21 protein-coding genes are annotated in these 19,685 nt (G+C 72.5%); 15 read left to right on the plus strand and 6 right to left on the minus strand.

Annotated elements, in window-relative coordinates; all coding sequences use genetic code 11:
- Window positions 1–2 precede the first annotated feature (2 nt).
- Complete coding sequence (locus E0L36_RS13055; RefSeq protein ID WP_180929190.1) at window positions 3–551, plus strand: GNAT family N-acetyltransferase; 549 nt, start codon at window positions 3–5, stop codon at window positions 549–551.
- A gap of 91 nt (window positions 552–642) precedes the next feature.
- Here the strand turns inward: E0L36_RS13055 and E0L36_RS13060 are convergent, their stop codons facing one another.
- The 6 genes from E0L36_RS13060 to E0L36_RS13090 all read right to left on the minus strand — a co-directional run bounded on the left by E0L36_RS13060 (window position 643) and on the right by E0L36_RS13090 (window position 6,751).
- A complete protein-coding gene (locus E0L36_RS13060) occupies window positions 643–1,809 on the minus strand; it encodes an alanine racemase (RefSeq protein WP_180929191.1) in 1,167 nt (388 codons plus the stop codon).
- Window position 1,810: 1 nt separating this feature from the next.
- Window positions 1,811–2,941, minus strand: a complete 1,131-nt coding sequence (locus E0L36_RS13065; RefSeq protein ID WP_180929976.1) for an aminotransferase class V-fold PLP-dependent enzyme — start codon at window positions 2,939–2,941, stop codon at window positions 1,811–1,813.
- Window positions 2,942–3,053: 112 nt separating this feature from the next.
- Entirely contained in the window at window positions 3,054–4,013 is a 960-nt protein-coding gene (locus E0L36_RS13070; protein ID WP_180929192.1) for a phosphotriesterase, read from the minus strand.
- Window positions 4,014–4,020: 7 nt separating this feature from the next.
- Window positions 4,021–5,535, minus strand: a complete 1,515-nt coding sequence (locus E0L36_RS26990) for a YhfT family protein (RefSeq protein ID WP_219636551.1) — start codon at window positions 5,533–5,535, stop codon at window positions 4,021–4,023.
- A gap of 41 nt (window positions 5,536–5,576) precedes the next feature.
- Window positions 5,577–5,936 carry a DUF2620 family protein gene (locus E0L36_RS13085; protein WP_180929193.1) on the minus strand — a complete coding sequence of 120 codons (360 nt, stop codon included), beginning with the start codon at window positions 5,934–5,936 and terminating at the stop codon, window positions 5,577–5,579.
- A 407-nt stretch (window positions 5,937–6,343) separates the two neighbouring features.
- Window positions 6,344–6,751, minus strand: coding sequence for a PRD domain-containing protein (locus tag E0L36_RS13090; protein ID WP_180929194.1), 408 nt, complete (start codon window positions 6,749–6,751; stop codon window positions 6,344–6,346).
- A gap of 867 nt (window positions 6,752–7,618) precedes the next feature.
- On the opposite strand from E0L36_RS13090, the gene E0L36_RS13095 reads away from it, so the two are divergent.
- The 14 genes from E0L36_RS13095 to dprA all read left to right on the plus strand — a co-directional run bounded on the left by E0L36_RS13095 (window position 7,619) and on the right by dprA (window position 19,616).
- The gene (locus tag E0L36_RS13095) at window positions 7,619–8,272 is read left to right on the plus strand and encodes a hypothetical protein (RefSeq protein WP_180929195.1); all 654 of its coding nucleotides are present in this window, start codon (window positions 7,619–7,621) and stop codon (window positions 8,270–8,272) included.
- A 285-nt stretch (window positions 8,273–8,557) separates the two neighbouring features.
- A complete protein-coding gene (gene rpsP / locus E0L36_RS13100; protein ID WP_180929196.1) occupies window positions 8,558–9,001 on the plus strand; it encodes a 30S ribosomal protein S16 in 444 nt (147 codons plus the stop codon).
- A gap of 2 nt (window positions 9,002–9,003) precedes the next feature.
- The gene (locus E0L36_RS13105) at window positions 9,004–9,243 is read left to right on the plus strand and encodes an RNA-binding protein (protein WP_180929197.1); all 240 of its coding nucleotides are present in this window, start codon (window positions 9,004–9,006) and stop codon (window positions 9,241–9,243) included.
- Window positions 9,244–9,391: 148 nt separating this feature from the next.
- Window positions 9,392–9,904, plus strand: a complete 513-nt coding sequence (rimM, locus tag E0L36_RS13110; protein ID WP_180929198.1) for a ribosome maturation factor RimM — start codon at window positions 9,392–9,394, stop codon at window positions 9,902–9,904.
- A gap of 4 nt (window positions 9,905–9,908) precedes the next feature.
- Entirely contained in the window at window positions 9,909–10,733 is an 825-nt protein-coding gene (trmD, locus tag E0L36_RS13115) for a tRNA (guanosine(37)-N1)-methyltransferase TrmD (protein WP_180929199.1), read from the plus strand.
- Between the two features lie 127 nt (window positions 10,734–10,860).
- The gene (rplS, locus tag E0L36_RS13120; RefSeq protein ID WP_180929200.1) at window positions 10,861–11,211 is read left to right on the plus strand and encodes a 50S ribosomal protein L19; all 351 of its coding nucleotides are present in this window, start codon (window positions 10,861–10,863) and stop codon (window positions 11,209–11,211) included.
- Between the two features lie 47 nt (window positions 11,212–11,258).
- Entirely contained in the window at window positions 11,259–11,975 is a 717-nt protein-coding gene (gene lepB / locus E0L36_RS13125; protein ID WP_180929201.1) for a signal peptidase I, read from the plus strand.
- Between the two features lie 484 nt (window positions 11,976–12,459).
- Entirely contained in the window at window positions 12,460–13,533 is a 1,074-nt protein-coding gene (lepB, locus tag E0L36_RS27645; protein ID WP_180929977.1) for a signal peptidase I, read from the plus strand.
- Window positions 13,481–14,389 carry a signal peptidase I gene (gene lepB, locus E0L36_RS13135; protein ID WP_180929202.1) on the plus strand — a complete coding sequence of 303 codons (909 nt, stop codon included), beginning with the start codon at window positions 13,481–13,483 and terminating at the stop codon, window positions 14,387–14,389. The genes lepB (E0L36_RS27645) and lepB (E0L36_RS13135) overlap by 53 nt, the downstream gene beginning before the upstream one ends.
- Window positions 14,390–14,495: 106 nt before the next feature.
- On the plus strand, window positions 14,496–15,239 hold the full coding sequence (lepB, locus tag E0L36_RS13140; RefSeq protein WP_180929203.1) for a signal peptidase I: 744 nt from the start codon (window positions 14,496–14,498) through the stop codon (window positions 15,237–15,239).
- A 56-nt stretch (window positions 15,240–15,295) separates the two neighbouring features.
- Window positions 15,296–15,619: a DUF2469 domain-containing protein gene (locus tag E0L36_RS13145; RefSeq protein ID WP_180929204.1), complete on the plus strand. Its 324-nt coding sequence runs from the start codon at window positions 15,296–15,298 to the stop codon at window positions 15,617–15,619.
- 879 nt (window positions 15,620–16,498) lie between these two features.
- Window positions 16,499–16,873 carry a YraN family protein gene (locus tag E0L36_RS13150; protein WP_180929205.1) on the plus strand — a complete coding sequence of 125 codons (375 nt, stop codon included), beginning with the start codon at window positions 16,499–16,501 and terminating at the stop codon, window positions 16,871–16,873.
- Window positions 16,873–18,489: a YifB family Mg chelatase-like AAA ATPase gene (locus E0L36_RS13155; protein ID WP_180929206.1), complete on the plus strand. Its 1,617-nt coding sequence runs from the start codon at window positions 16,873–16,875 to the stop codon at window positions 18,487–18,489. Before E0L36_RS13150 ends, E0L36_RS13155 begins: the two co-directional genes overlap by 1 nt.
- Window positions 18,486–19,616 carry a DNA-processing protein DprA gene (gene dprA / locus E0L36_RS13160; RefSeq protein WP_180929207.1) on the plus strand — a complete coding sequence of 377 codons (1,131 nt, stop codon included), beginning with the start codon at window positions 18,486–18,488 and terminating at the stop codon, window positions 19,614–19,616. The genes E0L36_RS13155 and dprA overlap by 4 nt, the downstream gene beginning before the upstream one ends.
- Window positions 19,617–19,685: the final 69 nt, after the last annotated feature.

Below are 19,685 nucleotides of genomic sequence, written 5' to 3' on the forward strand. Positions count from 1 at the left end.
GCATGAACGTCTACATCCGCCCTCCCCGGCCCGAGGACGAGCGCACCTACAGCGAGGCCGTGGTGCGCTCCGCCGAGCACCTGCGGCCGTGGAACCCGGTGGAGCCCGACGGTCTCCCCGACCTCCTCCGGCGCCAGGGCCCCGCGCTCCGCTCCTTCATGATCTTCGACGCGGAGGACCACGGCCTGGTCGGCCGGGTCAACGTCGCCAACATCGTGCGGGCCAGGTTCCGCAACGGCTCCCTCGGCTACGACAGCTACGTGCCCTACGCGGGCACCGGCCGGATGACCGAGGGCATGCGGCTGATCATCGACCGCTGCTTCCAGCCCGGCCCGGACGGCCTCGGACTGCACCGGCTGGAGATCAACGTACAGCCGGACAACAGCCGCTCCGTCGCCCTGGCGAAGCGACTCGGCTTCCGCCACGAGGGCTTCTCCCCCCGGATGCTGTTCATCAACGACGCCTGGCGCGACCACGAACGCTTCGCCCTCACGTCGGAGGAGTGGCCGCCCATCCCACCCGTCGCGGCCACCACCCCCGCCACCCCCTGACCGACCACCGGGCCGCCCGGCCCCGCGACCGGCCCGACCCCTCCGGCCCGGGCACCCGGACCCGCTCAACCCCCGGCCTCCCGCACCCCGTTCAGCGCGCCCGGCCCAGCGCGTCGTACCACCCCGTCACCCGGGGACGCCCCACCGAGAGCCCCGCCACCACCGCCACCGTGCTGCGCGTCACGAACATCTGCGTACGGAACGCCAGCAGCGCCGTGTCCCCGACCCGCACCGCCCCCCGCGCGCCCGGCGCCCCCAGCAGCCGGTAGTAGTCGATGTTCCCCGGCGGGCAGGGCAGCACCGGCAGCCGCACCCCGGACCGTGGCAGCAACGCCTCCATCGGCCCCGACCGCGGGTAGAAACCGCCACCGAACACCGCCGGACGCCCATCGGCCAGCGTGTGCGCCACCTCCGTGACGTACACGTAGGCCGGACGCTCCGGCTGCCCCAGATCGGCCGCGTGCAACGGCGTCGTCCCCGTCAGCGCGTGCCCCGGCTCCCCGTGCGTCGCGCCCAGCCCGGCCAGCAACCCCAGCGACGCCACCGAGGTGGCCCCCGGCGCGCTCAGCCACAACCCCGTGTGCCCCCGCGACTCCAGCAGAGCCCGCGCCCGCAGCAGCCGCCCCACGTTCGCCGTGGCCCGCGGCCCACCCCCCGGCCCCACCACACACCGCACACACGGAAACGCCGTGACGCCCGCGATCCGCACCCCCGGCAACTCCTCCACCCGCTCCGCGACCTCCGCCAGCGACTCCGGCGCGACCCCACCCTCCTGCCCCGGAAACCCCACCCCCGCCGCGCTCTCCAACCGCAGCAACACGTCCTGCCGAAACCCCAGCCGCCGCGCCGCGGCCGACACCGCCCGCGCGTTCTCCACGTCGAAGACGGTCACCACCTCCGGACGCCACGGCAGCACCTCGTCCAGCGCCCGCCGCGGCAACTGCGCCAGATGCCCCACATTCCCCGCCTGAGCACCCACCGCGCGCAGCGCCCGCGCCTCCGCCACATCGATCGCCGCGAACCGCGGCAGATGCCGCGCGATCACCCCGACCAGCTCCGGACAACGGCCCACCTGCTTCACCACACACCACAGCCGCAGCCCCCACCGCCGCGCCCCGGCCGCCAGCAGCTCCGCGTTCCCCGCCACCGCGTCCCGGTCCACCACATAGGTGTCCGGCGGAACCACCCCCCGCGCGTGCAGCGCCGCCGCCATCTCCACCAGCCCCGGATTACGGGCCAGCACCGCGTCCAGAAACACCTCAGCCCCCCGTCCCGTACTCCGGACCCGCCAGCACGTCCTCCAGCGCCCGGCGCAGAATCCCCAGCACCAGATCGGGACCCGCCCGCATCGGATTGACCCGCACCACCCAGTCCGCCAGCTCCGGCGCGTCCTCCAGCGAGGAACCGGACAACCGGTACACCAGCGGCGCCACCTCGTACCGGGAGTTGGACCCCACCGGATACGGCGCCGCGCCGTACCGCGCCGCCGCCTCCGGCAGCGCCCGCGCCACCGGCCGCTCCAACAGCACCAGCACACAGCGGTCCTGCGCGTTGGCGATCCGCACATCCGCCACCCCCGGCAGCTCGCCCGCCGCCAGCCGCCGCGCCACCTCCGCCCCCGTACGCGACTGCACGGCCCACAGCACCGGAACGTGCGCCAGCGCCCGCAGCGCGTCCAGCGCCTGCGGCCCCTGCACCTGCCCACCCCCCGAGTAGTTGTCCGCCCGCACCCGCCCGACCAGCTCCCGCGACCCCACCACCGCGCCCACCCCCTCCGGCCCGTGCAGCTTGAACAGCGAGAAACAGGATGCCTCGGCGCCCAGCTCCACACCGCAGGACGGCACCCGCAGCACCGCGTAGTTGTCGTCCACCAGCACCGCGACCCCCGCCGCCCGGCACGCCGCCAGCACCGCCCCCAGCTCGTAGGAGTCCCCCAGCCGCTGCCGCGTGTGCTGCGCGTACGCGAACCGGAACCGGCCCGAGGCGAGCGCCGCGCCCAGCGCCGCCCCGTCGTTGAAGTCGACCTCGGTCACCGCGACGCCCAGCCCCCGCAGCGTCACCGCCGTACTGCGGTAGACCGGCGCACGGTGCGTCAGCAGCGGATCGCCCGCACCGAGCACCGCGCCCAGCGCCGCCCGGATCGCCCCCGTACCAGCCCCCTGCACCAGGGCGGCCGCCTCCGCGCCGAAGAAGTCCGCCAGCACCTCCTCCACCCGCGCCGTACTCCAGGGGCGGCCCAGCCCCGGCACCACCCCCACGTCGGCGGAGAACAGCTGCCACCCCTCGAACCGCCGCGCCACACACTCCAGCAGCCGGAACTGCCGCTCCACCGCGCCCTCCAGCCCCACCACCGGCAGTGGGAACGTCTCCGGCAGCCGCACCCCCTCCACCCCCGTCACCCTCCCCACCTCCTCCCAGGTCCCGGGCTCTCCCGCCCCGCACTCCGCACATCCCGGCGCGTCCCGCGCCCCGCCCGTCCGCCAGGCCGCACGCCCGCCGCGCTCAGTCCCCGTCCACCGCGCCACCCGACAGGAAACGCAGCGGATTACGCCGCACCAGCAGATCGACCAGATCGTCGTCCACCCCCGCCCGCCGCGCCGCCGGAAGGAAGGAGCGAAAGAGCCAGCCGTAACCCCCACCCCCCGAGGCGCGCAGATAGCCGTGCCGGGACACGTCGCAACTCAGCAGCACCCGCCCCGCGTGCCCCGCCTCCAGCAGACCCAGCAGCAACCGCAGCCGCACCGCGTCACTCTGGTACCGCTCCTTGCCGACGGTGTCGAAGGCCACGTACGCGCCGGACGCCGCCAACTCCCGGTGCGTCGCCGGATCGTCCAGCAGATCCTGGTGCCCCACACACACCCGGTGCGGCGCCAGCCCCGCCCCCGTCAGCACCTCCAGCTGAGCCAGCCCACCCCGCCCCAACTGCGCGTGCGTCACCACCGACAGCCCCGTCACCCGCGCCGCCCGCGCCGCCGCCCGCAACACCCGGGACTCCGCCCCACTCGGCCGCTCCCCGTGGCTGCCGATCTCCCCCAGCACCCCCGGCCGGACCCCGCTGCCGTCCAGCCCTCCGGCCGCCTCCCGCACCAGCGTCTCCACCAGCGCCTCCTCATCCCACGCCGCGACCTCCCACGGGTGGAACGCCTCGTAGTACCAGCCGGTCGCCGCGACCACCGCGACCCCCGAGACTCGGGAGATCCACTCCAGCGCCCGCACCGACCGGCCCATCCCACGACAGGTCAGCTCCACCACCAGATCCAGCCCGAACTCCTCGGCCAGCCCGGACAGTTCGGCCGCCACCAGCGGCGCGTGCGGCTCCGGGCGCAGCACCGCCGCCGGATCCCCACCCCGGCTCAGGTCCAGCGCGAGATGCTCGTGCGGGAGCACCGGACCCACCACGGCGGACACCGGCAGCTCCCCGGTGACGGTGCGCAGGGACTCCACCACACCTCCGAACGCCATCCCGGACTCAGCCCGCGACCGGGGTGAACAGATCCAGCGCGTACAGCAGGTTCAGCAGCACCCCACCCACCAGCACCGCGGCCGGAGCCGCCGCCATCCGCACCACGACCCGCCCCATCGCCTCGTTCAGCAGATACAACCCACCCACCAGCAGAATCCCCAGCCCACCGCCCATCGTGTGGGCCGCCATCAGCGAACCGAACAGGATCGCCAGCCCCAGACTCTCCGAGATCGCGCCCCGCAGGTACTCCGAGGACTCCCGCACCGAGGGCAGCCTCCCCAACAGCCGCCCCACGTACGACAGGGCCAGCACCTCGACGGCGAACACCAGCGCCCCCGCCAGCAGCGCCAGCCACGGACTCGGCAGCAGGTAGCCGATCGGATACACCAGCGTGAACCCCGCGATCGCGTACGCCCCCGAAGCCAGCGCCGTCGTCGCGATCAGCGGCACGAAGCCGAACACCCGGTAGAAGTCCACCTGCGCCGCCCCGGTGTGGTCACCATCCGCGATCAGGAAGCTCGTCGCCTCCCCGCCACCGAAGACGTGCGCCTGCGCCAGCACACACACCCCCGCGCCCAGCAGCATGAACAGCGGCAGATGCCGCCGCAGCCGGGCCGCGCTCGCCCCGAACAGCGAGGCCGCCGGATCCTCCCCGACGCCCCCCGACCCCAGCCCACCCCCCACCGAACCCCCGCCCGAACCCGCTGCCGCGCCCCCCGCCACCCCACCCGACGGCGCCCTCCCCACCACGTCCCGCTCCCCGCCCTCCCCACCGGCACCCGATATCCCGGCCGCCCCCGCCGCCCCCGCGCCGCCGCCCCCACCGTCCGCCGACGTGGCCGCGAGCCGCTCCGCCCGGCGCCGCCCCAGATCCCGGGCGACCGCGAAACCGATCAGCAACAGCACCCCGACGGCCATCGCCAGCGCCCCCGCGAACATGTCCGGCCAGAGCTTCATCGTCAGCACCACCAGCGCCAACTCGACGACCCCCGCCACCCCGCCGCGCGACCGGCCGAACTGCCGGGCGATCGCCAGCACCGGGAACAGCGTGAAGAGGAACAGGATCGGCGTCGACATCTCCCGCATCGCCGTCAGGAAGTCCACCGGCAGATCGCCCGCCAGATCGTTCGCCCCCTTCAGGCCGAACACCACCACCGCGCCCCACGCCCCGCCCAGCAGCGGCGCCAGCCACCTCCGCGGCGCCAGCAAACCCAGCACATCCGTCGGCAGGAACAGCAACCAGGGGTTGAGCACCCCCGTCGACAGCGCCATCGGCGCCCCCAGCCCGAACACGAACCCGGCGGACAGCCCGAACGCCACCGCCGTCGTGGCGTTCCGGGTGGAGCGCCCCTGGACGAAGTCCAGCAGGAAGGGACGTACCCCGTCGTTGAAGACCGCCAGCGCCAGATGGGAGATCAGGGCGGTGAGCGCGCACAGCGCGATCACGAGGACCTGCTGGGCCAGCGAGAAGCCCAGTTCGTCACCGCCCCCGCTCGCGAGAGTGACCAGAGAGGTACGCACGGGCAGCTCCTCAGTGGGGGACCGGACGCCGCCGGATCAGGTCAGGGGCGGTGCGCCGCGATAGCGCGGGCGAGCACCGGGACGGTGCCGGGGATCTGGTCCAGGCCGAAGCCGAACACCCGCGTGCCGCCCCGCAGAAGCGCGGCCACCTCGTCCTCGCGCGGCACACTCCGGCCGAAGGTGTGACACACCGCGCCGCCCAGCAGACCGAGCAGCAGCCCCAGCGAGGCGCCCGCCCCCGTGTGGCAGGTGCCCAGGTAGTAGTCGGCCCGCCCACCGCGGAGCAGGACCGCCGCGTCCATGTCGTTCGAGACCTCCACATCGAACCCGTCGAGGTCGAGCGCCCGCAGCGCCCCCGCGACCTCGTCCTTCGCGAGGCCACCCGTCAGAATCCTGGTCATCCGCCGTCAGCTCCCTGTCGTCGCTCCGCCGGTCCGCCGCACCGCTGCTCTGTCACTCCACCGGTCCGTCGCTTCGGGCGCTCCGTCGCTTCGCCGGTTCGCCCGCTCGCCGGTTCGCCGCGACGCGTGCCGCGTCCGGACCCTCGCCACACGGGGCGCCGCGGGGGCGCCGCTGGAAACACCAGACGCCCACCCCCCCCGTCCGCCCGGGGTTCCGCCACCGCCGCTCGGCGGACGGCGGAGCACCTGGGCACACGGGACGGCGAGGCCGCGCGGGACGGCGGCGACGCGGGGCACCCGCGACCGGTCCCGCCCGCCGGCCGCGCCGCCGTCCCGGACACCGCCTCGCGGGGGGCCGCCGCCGAACGCGGGCCCCGGAACCGTCCGAGGAAGCGCGGCACGCCGGTTCACCGCGCGGGCCGGGCCTCGGGCCCCTCGGCCACGGGCGGTGATCGCCGCCGCAGGACGGCCAGATGCAGCGCCAGGAATCCCACCTCCGGGTCCGGCAGCGCGGCGCCGAGCACCGCCTCCGCCCGCTCCGCCAGCGCCCCCGCCCGGGCCAGCGCCTCCGGCTCGTCCGCCAACTCGGCGGTCACCCGCCCCTCCAGCGGCGACGCCGCGAGCGCCCCACCCTCCAGGAGTCTGGTGAGGGCCAGCAGCAGATGGCTGGTCAGCATGCCCGCCGTCTCCTCGGAGACCCGGAGCCCCTCGGCGGACAGCGCGTCCAGCTCCCCCGAGACGAACTCGGCCACCTCCGCGCTGACCTGCCCGGTCTCCTGGAACAACCGGATCCGCTGTGCCAGCCGCTCCTCCACCCGCGTCCCCTCCCGGCCGTCGGACGTCGGTGACGATAACCGGGGTTCCGCCGGCTGAGGACCCCCCGCGTCACCGAAACCCGCCGCACCCGGGCGGCGACCGGAGCACCCCGTGCGCCCGGCGCGCGGCACGCCTTCACCGCGCGCCCCACACCCCTCAGCCCGCGCCAGCACCCCCCCGTGCCAGCACCATGCCAGCACCGGTGGGGGAGCGGTATGACGAGCGGTGGGGCGCCGTTTCCCGGGAACCCGCGGGACGGAGCGGTGGCGCGCCCGGACCCCGGCCCAGGCCCCGGGTGCGCCACCGGTTCTCCGGAAGGCCCGCCGCGCGTCCCCACCGGTGCCCCGTCCGCCGGACCGGGCCCCCCGCCGCGCCGTGACCCCGCCCCACCCCGGTCGCCGCGCCCCGGGCCGGGCGGTACGAGCAGGGGCGTCGTCCACCGCCGGGCACCGCCACGGACCGGCCGGGGCGCTAGGGCGCGAAGCCGGATGGGCCGTCCGCCGACCCCGGCGGAACACCCCGGCGGGAACGCCGGTGGGGCGGACGCGGTTCCGTGCCCTCGTGAGACGGGTGGACTAGACCACGAAACTGCGTACCATCGACGCCACGGCGGATCCGCGGGATCGCGCCCCACCGCCCGCCATGCCCAACAGTCAACGACGCGGCGGGCGTTCACCGGAAACGGCGGGCCGGACCAGGCCACCGAAGCGGCCCACCAGCCGCCGGGCGGGACGTTCGGCGGATACACCCCAGTTGCCACGGCTGGGCGGAGTTGGCGCAGCCACGCGCGGCTTGCGCCGAATCCCACGCCCCGACCGCGTCGTCGTCATCGGCGCGAACTGACCGGTACGTGCAAATTATTGGGGATGCCCCGGAATCGGAACACCAAGCCGCCCTGGCTCGTTGGGCACGACGTGAGCACGACACCACCAGTTCTCGCCGCCGAACTGGCAGCCGCGTGGGCCGACATTCAACGGCACCACTCCGAGCTGCCAGACCTGGCCGCGCCCGAATCACTCATCGGGGAGTCCTCGTCCGCCTGTGGCGTCGGACTCTCCTTCGAACGGCTACTGCACGAGGCCGTCCACGGACTCGCCGCCGCCCGCGGTATCCGCGACACCTCGCGCGCGGGCCGCTACCACAACCGCCGGTTCCTCGCCATCGCCGAAGAGCTGGGCCTCGACCACCCGGACGAGGCGCATCCCAGCAGCGGCTTCTCCCTCGTCCTCCTCACCCCCGACACCAGACGCCGCTACCGCGCGACCATCGACCGCCTCCAGCGCGCCCTCAAGGCGTACAGCGCGGCGACCGAGACCGACGGCGGCAAGAGTTTCCGCGGCCCCGCCGCCCGGCACGGCTCCTCCGGAGGAGGCGTCCGCGTCAAGGCGGTCTGTGACTGCGGGCGGAACGTCCGCGTCGTCCCGTCCGTCCTCGCCCAGGCGCCCATCATGTGCGGAGCCTGCGGCAAGCCCTTCCGTATCCCCGTCGACAAGCCGGAACCGGTCGGTGCCGTCGGCTGACCCGTCCACCGGCGTCACCAGACGCTGTCACCCAGTGACGTCATCCGCCGGCGCCCCAGCCCGGGACGCCGGCCGCGGCGGGCGGTGCCGCGTGGCACCGCCCACAGCCCCCGGGAACGGGTACGGCCCACCTCCCGGATGTGGCATCATGGTCGGCTGTACTCGACAGCCGCACAGGACCCCTCTCTCCTCCGGCTGACGCGTCCATCGGACACGTCGAGCACCACAACCCCACGTGGCGATTCGCCGTGCCCAACCACGTCAAGACCAGGAGACACCACACCCGTGGCCGTCAAGATCAAGCTGAAGCGACTGGGCAAGATCCGCTCGCCGCACTACCGCATCGTCATCGCTGACTCCCGCACCCGCCGGGACGGCCGGGCGATCGAGGAGATCGGCCTGTACCAGCCGATGCAGAACCCCTCGCTCATCCAGGTCGACTCGGAGCGTGTCCAGTACTGGCTGGGTGTCGGCGCGCAGCCGACCGAGCCCGTGCAGGCCATCCTCAAGGTCACCGGAGACTGGCAGAAGTTCAAGGGGCTGCCCGCCCCGGCGCCGATGAAGGTCCCCGCGCCGAAGGCCGACAAGCGCGCACTCTTCGAGGCCGCCGCCAAGGCGTCCGCGAACGAGCCGACGGGTGAGGCGATCACCCCGAAGGCCAAGAAGGCCGAGAAGAAGGCGGACGAAGCCGGTAAGGCCGAGTCCACCGACGAGTCGACCGAGGTCTGAGGATGCTCGAGGAGGCCCTCGAGCACCTGGTGAAGGGCATCGTCGACCACCCGGACGAGGTGCAGATCACCAACCGGAATCTGCGCCGTGGCCGGGTCCTCGAGGTCCGGGTCCACCCCGACGACCTCGGCAAGGTGATCGGCCGCAACGGCCGCACCGCGCGCGCCCTCCGCACCGTCGTGGGCGCACTCGGCGGCCGGGGTATCCGCGTCGACCTCGTCGACGTGGACCAGGTCCGCTGACCACGCGGCACGCAACACCGGCACGGGCCGGGGAACGGCAGCTCGCCGTCCCCGGCCCGTTGTCACACCCGCCCCACCCCCAGCGGCCGCCGGGACCGCACCACCACCGCCGGGCCGACACGCGCCCGAACGAGCACGGAGAAGAACAGTGCAGCTGGTAGTCGCACGCATCGGCCGCGCCCACGGCATCAAGGGCGAGGTCACGGTCGAGGTCCGCACAGACGAACCCGAACTGCGGCTCGCCCCCGGCGCCGTCCTCGCCACCGACCCCCCCGCCACCGGCCCCCTCACCATCGAGACCGGCCGCGTCCACAGCGGGCGGCTCCTGCTCCGCTTCGCCGGGGTGGCCGACCGGAGCGCCGCCGAGGCGCTCCGCAACACCCTCCTCGTCGCCGAGGTCGACCCCGACGTACAGCCCGAGGACCCCGAGGAGTTCTACGACCACCAGCTCATCGACCTCGACGTCGTCACCCGGGACGGCGGTGCCGTCGGCCGCGTCGCGGAGATCTCCCACCTTCCCGGTCAGGACCTGATCGTCGTCGCCCGCCCCGAGGGCGGGGAGGCCCTCATCCCCTTCGTCACGGAGATCGTCCCCGAGATCGACCTGGACCGGCAGCGCCTGGTCATCGACCCCCCGCCCGGCCTGCTCGGCGAGGAGTGACCCCATGCGGCTGGACGTCGTCACGATCTTCCCCGAGTACCTGGAGCCACTGAACGTCTCCCTGGTCGGCAAGGCCCGCGCCCGCGGCCTGCTGGACGTGCGGGTACACGACCTGCGCCACTGGACCCACGACCGGCACCACACCGTGGACGACACCCCCTACGGCGGCGGCCCCGGCATGGTCATGAAACCCGAGCCCTGGGGCGAGGCCCTGGACACCGTCCTCGCCTCCGGCGCCCCCGGCCACACCCCCCGGATCCTCGTCCCCACCCCCAGCGGCAGCCCCTTCACCCAGGAACTGGCCGAGGAACTGGCCGCCGCTCCCTGGCTGGTCTTCACCCCCGCCCGCTACGAGGGCATCGACCGGCGCGTCATCGACGAGTACGCACACCGCCCCGACGTGGCGGCCGTCCACGAGATCTCCATCGGGGACTACGTACTCGCCGGGGGAGAGGCCCCGGTCCTCGTCATGGTCGAGGCCATCGCCCGGCTCCTCCCCGGAGTCCTCGGGAACGCCGCCTCACACCGCGACGACTCCTTCGCCCCAGGCGCCATGGCCAACCTGCTCGAAGGCCCCGTCTACACCAAACCGCCCGAGTGGCGCGGACAGGGCATCCCCGAGGTCCTGCTCAGCGGCCACCACGGCAACATCGCCCGCTGGCGCAGGGACCAGGCGCTCACCCGGACCGCGGCGCTCCGCCCCGAGCTGATCGAGACCACACCGCCCGACGCGCTGGACAAGCACGACCGGGCGACCCTGGAACACCTGGGCTGGCGGGCGGGGGCGGACGGCCGATTTTGGCCGCCTGAGCAGGACGTGGAAGAATAGGCGCCCGCTCCACGTCCAGCGCGCGACCCTGCCACAGGGGGACGAACGCCGCACGACGTGCGGGCCCCAGTCAACTCACGAGGATTCCGCCGATGACCTGTGGCATGGGCGAGGAAAGCAGACGAACATGTCCCACCTTCTGGACGGCGTCGACGCCGCCTCCCTGCGTAGCGACATCCCCAAGTTCCGCCCGGGCGACACGGTCAACGTGCACGTCCGCGTGATCGAGGGCAACCGCTCGCGTGTGCAGCAGTTCAAGGGCGTCTGCATCCGCCGCCAGGGCGCCGGCGTCCGCGAGACCTTCACGGTCCGCAAGGTCAGCTTCAGCGTCGGCGTCGAGCGCACCTTCCCGGTGCACACCCCGATCGTCGAGAAGATCGAGGTCGTGACCCGCGGTGACGTCCGCCGCGCCAAGCTCTATTACCTGCGCGAGCTGCGTGGCAAGGCCGCCAAGATCAAGGAGAAGCGGGAGAACTGATCTCCCGCCCCTCCGCGCGGCTCCGCCGCCGCTAAGCTGTCGGTTCGATGGGCACCGACAACGAGCACGACACATCGGAGCGCGACCGCTCTTCCGGCCCCGACAAGGCACGGAAGCGCCGGCCGCGCTCCGTTCGTTTCGGACTCGGTGCACTGATCGTGACCATGGCCCTCTTGCTGGTCAGCGCGGTCGTGGTGCAGCCTTTCCGGATCCCGAGTTCGTCCATGGCGCCCACCCTGGAAACCGGCGACCGGATCATGGTGAACAAGCTCGCCTACCGATTCGGCAACCATCCGGGGCGCGGAGACGTTGTGGTGTTCGACGGCACCGGCTCGTTCGCCGACGAGGAGGCCCCGGCTGGGAACCGGGTGATCGCCTTGTTGCGGAAGGCCGGCACGCTGGTCGGCCTGACACAGCCGTCCGGCAGCGACTACGTCAAGCGCGTCGTCGGCGTTGGGGGAGACCGGGTCAGCTGCTGCGACAAGCGGGGGAGGATCGAGGTGAACGGCGAGCCTGTCGCCGAGGCGTATCTCCATCCGGGAGACGCGCCCTCGGCCGTTCCGTTCGACACCCGGGTGCCACCCGGACGCCTCTGGGTGATGGGCGATCACCGCTCGGAGTCCAGCGACTCCAGGGACCACCTGGGATCACCGGGCGGCGGCACCGTCCCTGTCGAGCGCGTGATCGGCCGTGCCGAGTGGATCAGCTGGCCCTTCGACCGCTGGGGCACCGTCCCCGGAGCCGGGGCGGGCGGCGATGGCTGACCGTGGCGGCGCGCGGCACGACGAACACCACTGGCCCCCCACCCCCCGGCAGCGCCCCTACGACTACGGCGTCCCCAGCGAGTACGACGGCGAGCCGGACGCCCCACCGCCGGGAGCCCCCTCCGGGAACACCGCGCCCCGCTGGCCCGGGAACCCCTCGCCCCACTCCCCGGGCGGCGGTCCGGAGTACCCCGGCGCCACCGCGTATCCCGTCGGCGCCCCACGGCCCTACAGCCCCCAGGCCCAGGACAGCCCGGGCGGCTACGACGGACGGGGCGGGGCCAACGGCCACGGCGGGGCCAACGGATACGGCGGCAATGGCGGACACCCGGGCTACCGGCCCACCGGGCCGTCCCCCGTGGGCGGGTCCGGTGGTCCGCTGCCCCAGCCCACTTCCGGCTACCAGTACACCGAGCCCTTCGACTACGCCGAACCGCCGCCCGGCCCTCCGCCCGGTCCGGTCCGTCCCGCTGCCGGACGCCCGCTGACAGTTCCGCCGGAGAGGCCCGGCGGCCCCCCGCCCGGTACCGCCCCCCGCCCGCCCGGCGAACCCGCCGTCCCACCCTCCGGCCCGGGGCACCGGGGTGGGGAGGACGGTGCGACGTCCGGAGCGGAGGACAGCTCCGACGAGACGCCGCGTGCCCTCGGCGGGCGGGCCGAGCGGCGCCGGGAGGCCAAACGTATCCAGCGGCGCAGGCGGCTCTCGGCCACCAAGGAGATACCCATCCTCATCGGGGTCGCCCTGCTCATCGCGCTGGTCCTCAAGACCTTCCTGGTACAGGCGTTCGTGATCCCGTCCGGATCGATGGAACAGACCATCAAGATCGGCGACCGGGTGCTGGTCGACAAGCTCACGCCCTGGTTCGGCTCCAAACCCGAACGCGGCGACGTCGTGGTCTTCAAGGACCCCGGGGGCTGGCTCGAACACGAACAGGCCGACCCGCCGGACGACCCGATAGGCATCAAGCAGGGCAAGGAACTGCTCACCTTCATCGGGCTCCTCCCCTCCGACCAGGAGCAGGACCTGATCAAACGCGTGGTGGGGGTCGGCGGGGACACCGTCAGGTGCTGCAACAAGCAGGGACGCGTCACGGTCAACGGGACCCCGCTCGACGAGCCGTACCTCCACCCGGGGAACAAGCCCTCCGAGATGAAGTTCAAGGTCACCGTGCCGGTCGGCAGGGTGTTCGTGATGGGTGACCACCGCTCGAACTCCGCTGACTCCCGCTACCACCGGAGAGAGCCCGACAAGGGAACTATTCCCGAAGACCTGGTCGTTGGACGGGCGGTCGTCATCGCCTGGCCATTCGACCACTGGCGACGGCTGGAGGAGCCGGGGACCTACGCGTCCGTGCCGGACGCACGTGCCGTCGACACCTCCGCGCTGGGCCACGGGGACAATCGAGTTGGGCAACTCCCGATCCCTGCGGAACTCCCGCTCGTTATGGGAGTGGTGGGTCTGTACCGACTGTCGTGGAGACGGCAGCGCAGTGTGAGGAGTGAGTGTGGGGGACGTAGCGGTCGGCGCTCGAACTGGTTCGGAAGACCCAGAAGGTGAGCGCCCTGACGCGGCGCACGGGACGGCCAGTCCACCACCGCCGGTCCCGGAGGAAGGAAGTGACGGCAGGGTGAGTCCACCCGCTGACGGAGCAGGGCGGCGGCCCGCGCGGAAGAACAAACAGCGCTCCTTCTGGAAGGAACTCCCGATCCTCCTGGGCGTCGCACTGGTCCTCGCCTTGCTGATCAAGACGTTCCTTCTCCAGGCGTTCTCCATCCCGTCGGACTCCATGCAGAACACCCTGCAACGCGGGGACCGCGTGCTGGTCGACAAGTTCACCCCGTGGTTCGGAGCCGAACCCAAGCGGGGCGAAGTCGTCGTCTTCGAGGACCCGGGCGGCTGGCTCCCCGAGATGCAGGTCGAGGAGAACCCGGTACAGAAGGTGCTGAGCTTCGTCGGCCTGATGCCCTCGGCCAACGAGAAGGACCTCATCAAGCGGGTCATCGCGGTCGGCGGCGACACTGTCGAGTGCACCAAGGGCGGACCCGTCAAGGTCAACGGCAAGGCGCTGGACGAGACCTCGTACCTCTTCCCCGGCAACAGCCCGTGTGACGACAACGCCTTCAAGCCGGTCAAGGTGCCGGACGGCAAGCTGTGGGTCATGGGCGACCACCGGCAGAACAGCCTGGACTCCCGCTACCACCAGGACCAGCCCTCCGACGGCTTCGTCCCGGTGGACAACGTCGTCGGCCGGGCCGTCGTCGTCGCCTGGCCGATCAACCGCTGGTCCACCCTGCCCGTGCCGGGCACCTACGACCAGCAGGGCCTGGCGGCCGGAGCCGCCGCGGTCGCCCCCGCCGGGCTCGGCCTCATGGCGGCCGTCCCGCTCGTCCTCTGGCGTCGCCGCCAGAAGTGAACAGCGAAGCGAGCACGGGCTGACGCTCGCCCGTACTCCCGGGTAAGGTGCGCTCTGGCCTCGGAGGGGATCTCCGAGGCCGGACCACCGACCCGGGAGCGTTCAGATGGCGGACGGCTCACGTGGCGAGGCCGGCGGCAGCCGACTCGGCCACCGGATCTCCAGCATCGCCGTCGCCCTCGGCTGTGTCCTCTTCCTCGGCGGCTTCGTGTGGGCAGCCGTCCTCTACCAGCCCTACACCGTCCCCACCGACTCCATGGACCCGACCGTCAAGGCGGGCGACCGGGTACTCGCTGAACGCGTCGACGGTGACGAGGTGCGCCGTGGTGACGTGGTGGTCTTCCAGGACTCCGTCTGGGGATCCAGCCCCATGATCAAGCGGGTCATCGGCGTCGGAGGGGACAAGGTCGCCTGCTGCGACGCCCGAGGCCACCTGACGGTGAACGGGAGACCCGTCGAGGAGCCCTACGTCCAGCGCCAGGACCCCCAGGCCCAGCGCGAATTCAGCACCACCGTCGTCCCCGGGAAGAAACTCTTCCTCCTCGGTGACAACCGACAGGACTCCCTCGACTCCCGGACGCGTCTGGAGGACGGCGACCACGGCGCGGTGTCCCGCTCCGCCGTGACCGGACGCGTCGACGCCGTCGCCTGGCCGCTCGGAAGCCTCGGAATGCTGCCGGAACCGGGCTCCGAGGGGTTCGCGGCGCTGCCCGGCGGAACCTCCGAGCCCGGTCCTCTGCCCTGGGCGGTGGCCGCCATCGTCGCGGGAGCCGCCCTCGTGCTGGGCGGAGCCGCCTATGGGCCACTCGCGCGACGGGCCGCGCTTTCAGCCCGCACTCGACAAGGGTGACGCACAATAGGGGGACGCACGGCTGATAAGGGGACGACGGCTGAAGGGGACACGTCATGAGCGCCGAGGATCTCGAAAAGTACGAGACCGAAATGGAGCTAAAGCTCTACCGGGAGTACCGGGACGTCGTCGGCCTGTTCACCTACGTGATCGAGACTGACCGGCGCTTCTATCTCACGAACGACTACGAGATGCAGGTCCACTCCGTCCAGGGCGAGGTCTTCTTCGAGGTCTCCATGGCGGACGCCTGGGTCTGGGACATGTACAGACCCGCCCGCTTCGTCAAACAGGTCCGCGTCCTCACCTTCAAGGACGTCAACATCGAGGAACTCAACAAGAGCGACCTGGCCCTCCCCGAGGACTCCGACTTCAAGAGCTGACCTCCACCCACGGCGAACCGCCGATCCCGGCATCCCACCTCCGGCAGCCCATCGCGCGAGCCACCACACGGGTCTGGCCCCACCGAGCCCGCGCACCCCCGGCGTGCGACAACACCCGCGCCGCGCCTCAACCAACGAACTGGCACGCCGCCCCTCTCGCTCGTTCCCCAGCACACCGCGATGGCAACCCGCCGCTGCGGCTCAATCGTCATACCCCCGACACCACCAACGGCTCAACCACCTCTCAGGGCACGGCCATCGAGCCGACTCACTGACAACGGTGGCCGGCGTGCGCCAGACCCGAAAACAGCGCCGGACAGCCGAGCGCCCGTACGAGCCCACCGAGCCCGCACCGGCGGCGCCGCCACTCCGGCACGAGCGACGCCCGCCCCGCGACGCGATGGCCGCGACCGCCCCGCGCTCCGGGCCGCACCGCCACCGACCGCGGTGGCCCCGTCCAGGACCACCCCGGGACTCCTTCCCGAACACGGAACCTCCCGAGGGATCGCCATCCGCGCGGAGGGCCACCGCGCGAACCCTTCCCGTCATCCGGACTCGGCCGCCCCACATCGCAACCACACCTCCCCCCGGGCCCACACCCGCACTGAACCGCCCCCGGTCGGACCAACAAGCCCGCCCACCGGTCAGACCCTCCGGTCGGTCGTGCAGACCGAGTTGGCTGTGCTGACTGTGCCGGTTGAGGTTCCCACGTCACAGCCAGCACAGTTACCCGAGCGCCCTCCGCCCACGCACACCCAGCACCCTGTCTCACCCGCAAGGGTGGCGGCTCCCTCCACAACTCAGGAGTTATCCCCCAACCCCTTCCAAGATCCCCCAACTGCCTCCGGAGACCGCACAGTCGATGACCGGAGGTGAGGCATGAACACCCAGAGAGCACTCGGTCGGTACGGAGAACAGCTCGCCGAACGCTGGCTCCGCCAGACCGGAATGACCATCCTCGACCGCAACTGGCACTGCGTCGAAGGCGAGATCGACATCGTCGCCCGGGACGCCGACGCCGTGGTCGTCTGCGAGGTCAAAACCAGGCGGCCAGGACCGTACGGATCCCCCTCAGCCGGCGTCAGTCCCCTCAAGGCCGCCCGACTTCACACCCTCGCCAACCGCTGGCTCACCGAACGCTGGCTCACCCGGCACCACACGCCCCCCACCGGCGGTATCCGCATCGACCTCGTCGGCATCACGCTGCCCCGTCGCGGCGCACCCAGGGTCGAACACGTCCGGGGAGTGGCCTGATGGGTTTCGCACGCACCTGCGCCGTCGCCCCCACCGGCGTCGAAGGCGTCCTCGTCGAGGTCCAGGCGGACCTCGAACCCGGCGTGGCCGCCTTCACCCTCGTCGGACTCCCCGACAAGAGCCTCAGCGAGGCCCGGGACAGAGTCCGGGCCGCGGTCGTCAACTCCGGAGCCGAATGGCCACAGAAGAAACTCACCGTCGGCCTCAGCCCGGCATCCGTCCCCAAATCAGGCAGCGGCTTCGACCTCGCCGTCGCCTGCGCGGTCCTGGCCGCCGCCGAACGCATCGACCCCCGGGAGATCGCCGGACTCATGATGATCGGTGAACTCGGCCTGGACGGCAGGGTCCTCCCCGTCCGCGGAGTCCTCCCCGCCGTCCTCGCCGCCGCCGAGGCCGGATACCAACACGTCGTCGTCCCCGAACAAACGGCACCCGAAGCCGAACTCGTCCCCGGCGTCACCGTTCGTGGCGTCCGCACCCTCCGCCAGCTCATCGCCCTCCTGGCCGACGAGCCTCTTCCCGAAGAGCAGTCACCCGGCGGCGATCCCGAATCCCCGTGGAACAGTCCCTACCTCGCCGAACTCGCCCTTCCCGTCAACCCCGCCGACACCTCGGCCGAACACCAGCACCACCCTCCGGACCTGGCCGACGTCGCGGGCCAGGTCACCGCTCGCAGAGCACTCGAAGTAGCCGCCGCCGGACACCACCACCTCTTCCTCAAAGGCCCACCCGGCGCGGGGAAAACCATGCTCGCCGAACGGCTCCCCGGCCTGCTGCCCGCCCTCGGCACCAAGGAAGCCCTGGAAGTCACCGCCGTCCACTCCGTGGCCGGAGCCCTCCCGCCCGGCAGGCCACTCGCCAACCGTCCCCCGTACTGCGCGCCCCACCACTCCGCCACCATGGCGGCCCTCGTCGGAGGCGGAACCGGCCTCCCCCGCCCCGGAGCTGTTTCTCTCGCCCACCGCGGAGTTCTCTTCCTCGACGAAGCCGCCGAATGCAGTTCCCGCGTCCTTGACGCCCTCCGTCAGCCCCTGGAGTGCGGCCACGTCGTGGTCGCCAGATCATCCGGAATGACGAGGATGCCCGCACGCTTCCTCCTCGTCCTCGCCGCCAACCCCTGCCCCTGCGGACGACACGGAGCACCCGCTGGCGGCTGTGAGTGCCGACCCTCCTCCATCCGCCGCTACCGCGCCCGGCTCTCCGGCCCCCTCCTCGACCGCGTCGACCTGCGAGTCACCGTCGAACCCGTCACCCGTGCCGAACTCGCCGCACATCGGGGTCACACCGAAACCAGTGCCGAGGTCGCCGCCCGCGTCCTCGCCGCACGCGAACGAGCCGCCGGACGCTACGCCGAAGCCCCCTGGGCTACCAACAGCGAAGTCCCAGGGCACGAACTGCGCACCCGCTACCCACCCGAGCCCGGCGCGCTCAACACCGCTGAAGAGGACATGGAACGCGGTTTCCTCACCGCACGCGGTCTCGACCGCGTACTCCGCGTCGCCTGGACGATCGCCGACCTCGCCGGGCACGATCGCCCCACCAGCCGGGACGTCGACACCGCGCTGGAACTCCGCACCGGCATCACCCGGGGAACCGCCACCGGAGCCCGCGCGTGACAGAACCCGAACACCTCGCCCGCGCCGCCCTCACCAGGATCACCGAGCCCGGCGACGCACTCGTCGGTCGCTGGCTCACCGAGCGCGGCGCCGAAGCCGTCCTGCACGCCCTCACCCACCGTCACACCCCGCTGCCCGGCGCCACCACACGGCGCTGGGCGGGACTCCGACTCCGTGCCGAAACCGCCCGCCCCGAAGCCGACCTGGCCTCGATCGAGGCGCTGAACGGCCGCTTCGTCTGCCCCGGTGACACCGAATGGCCACGCCAACTCGACGACCTCGGAAACACGCGACCCATCGGCCTCTGGATCCGCGGTACCCCCTCACTCCGCCTCTGGGCACTGCGTTCCGTCGCCCTTGTCGGGGCCCGCGCCTGCACTGACTACGGAGCCCGTACCGCCTCCCTCCTCGGTGCCGAACTGGCCGAACGTGGCTGGACGGTGGTCTCCGGCGTCGCCTCCGGCATCGACGGGGCCGCCCACCGAGGCGCCCTCGCCGCGGGAGGCCCCACCGTGGGAGTACTTGCCAGTGGGGTCGACGTGGCCTACCCGAAAGGGCATGCCCAACTCGTCCAGCGCCTGGCCCACGAGGGGCTGCTCCTCGCGGAGTTGGCCCCAGGCGACCACCCCACCCGCAGCCGCTTCGTCCTGCGTAACCGCGTCATCGCCGCGTTGACCCGCGGGACGATCGTCGTCGAGGCGGCACTCCGCAGCGGATCGCTGGCCACCGCCCGGCACGCCCGCGAGTTGGACCGGCACACCATGGGGGTCCCCGGACCGGTGTCCTCCAGCCTCTCCGCGGGCGTCCACGGGCTGCTGCGCGGCGAGGCGACGCTCGTCACCGACGCCGACGAGGTCATCGAACTGGTCGGCGAGATAGGGGAACTGGCGCCGGAACGGCGCGGCCCCACGCTGCCCCGGGACGCGTTGCCGCCGGAAGCCGCGCGAGTCCTGGAAGCGCTCCCCGTGGCCGAGCCGATCGCGCTGTCCACGCTCGCGCACGCCGCGGCCGTCCCACCAAACGTCGCGCTGGCGCGGCTTCACGAACTCCGTGCACTCGGCTTCGTCAAGCCGGAAGGCGCCTTCTGGAAGCTCACCGGACCCACCACCGGACACCCCATCGGGTGATGAGGCGGTTCTTGACCTGGGTCTATGGAGTGGAAGGGTGATTCATGTGCGTTTCTCCAGCCCCATACC

It is taken from the genome of Streptomyces sp. AJS327 (assembly GCF_013450295.1).
In the GTDB taxonomy this organism is placed as follows: Bacteria; Actinomycetota; Actinomycetes; order Streptomycetales; family Streptomycetaceae; genus Streptomyces.

What these genes read in the sequence shown, in the direction of transcription:
- E0L36_RS13085 (WP_180929193.1), bottom strand. Translation starts at nt 5,936, where the DNA reads ATGACCAGGATTCTGACGGGTGGCCTCGCGAAGGACGAGGTCGCGGGG.
- lepB (WP_180929203.1), top strand. Translation starts at nt 14,496, where the DNA reads ATGGCGGACGGCTCACGTGGCGAGGCCGGCGGCAGCCGACTCGGCCAC.
- E0L36_RS13055 (WP_180929190.1), top strand. Translation starts at nt 3, where the DNA reads ATGAACGTCTACATCCGCCCTCCCCGGCCCGAGGACGAGCGCACCTAC.
- E0L36_RS13145 (WP_180929204.1), top strand. Translation starts at nt 15,296, where the DNA reads ATGAGCGCCGAGGATCTCGAAAAGTACGAGACCGAAATGGAGCTAAAG.
- E0L36_RS13150 (WP_180929205.1), top strand. Translation starts at nt 16,499, where the DNA reads ATGAACACCCAGAGAGCACTCGGTCGGTACGGAGAACAGCTCGCCGAA.
- trmD (WP_180929199.1), top strand. Translation starts at nt 9,909, where the DNA reads ATGCGGCTGGACGTCGTCACGATCTTCCCCGAGTACCTGGAGCCACTG.
- E0L36_RS13070 (WP_180929192.1), bottom strand. Translation starts at nt 4,013, where the DNA reads ATGGCGTTCGGAGGTGTGGTGGAGTCCCTGCGCACCGTCACCGGGGAG.
- E0L36_RS13155 (WP_180929206.1), top strand. Translation starts at nt 16,873, where the DNA reads ATGGGTTTCGCACGCACCTGCGCCGTCGCCCCCACCGGCGTCGAAGGC.
- E0L36_RS13105 (WP_180929197.1), top strand. Translation starts at nt 9,004, where the DNA reads ATGCTCGAGGAGGCCCTCGAGCACCTGGTGAAGGGCATCGTCGACCAC.
- rplS (WP_180929200.1), top strand. Translation starts at nt 10,861, where the DNA reads ATGTCCCACCTTCTGGACGGCGTCGACGCCGCCTCCCTGCGTAGCGAC.
- lepB (WP_180929201.1), top strand. Translation starts at nt 11,259, where the DNA reads ATGGGCACCGACAACGAGCACGACACATCGGAGCGCGACCGCTCTTCC.
- E0L36_RS13095 (WP_180929195.1), top strand. Translation starts at nt 7,619, where the DNA reads ATGCCCCGGAATCGGAACACCAAGCCGCCCTGGCTCGTTGGGCACGAC.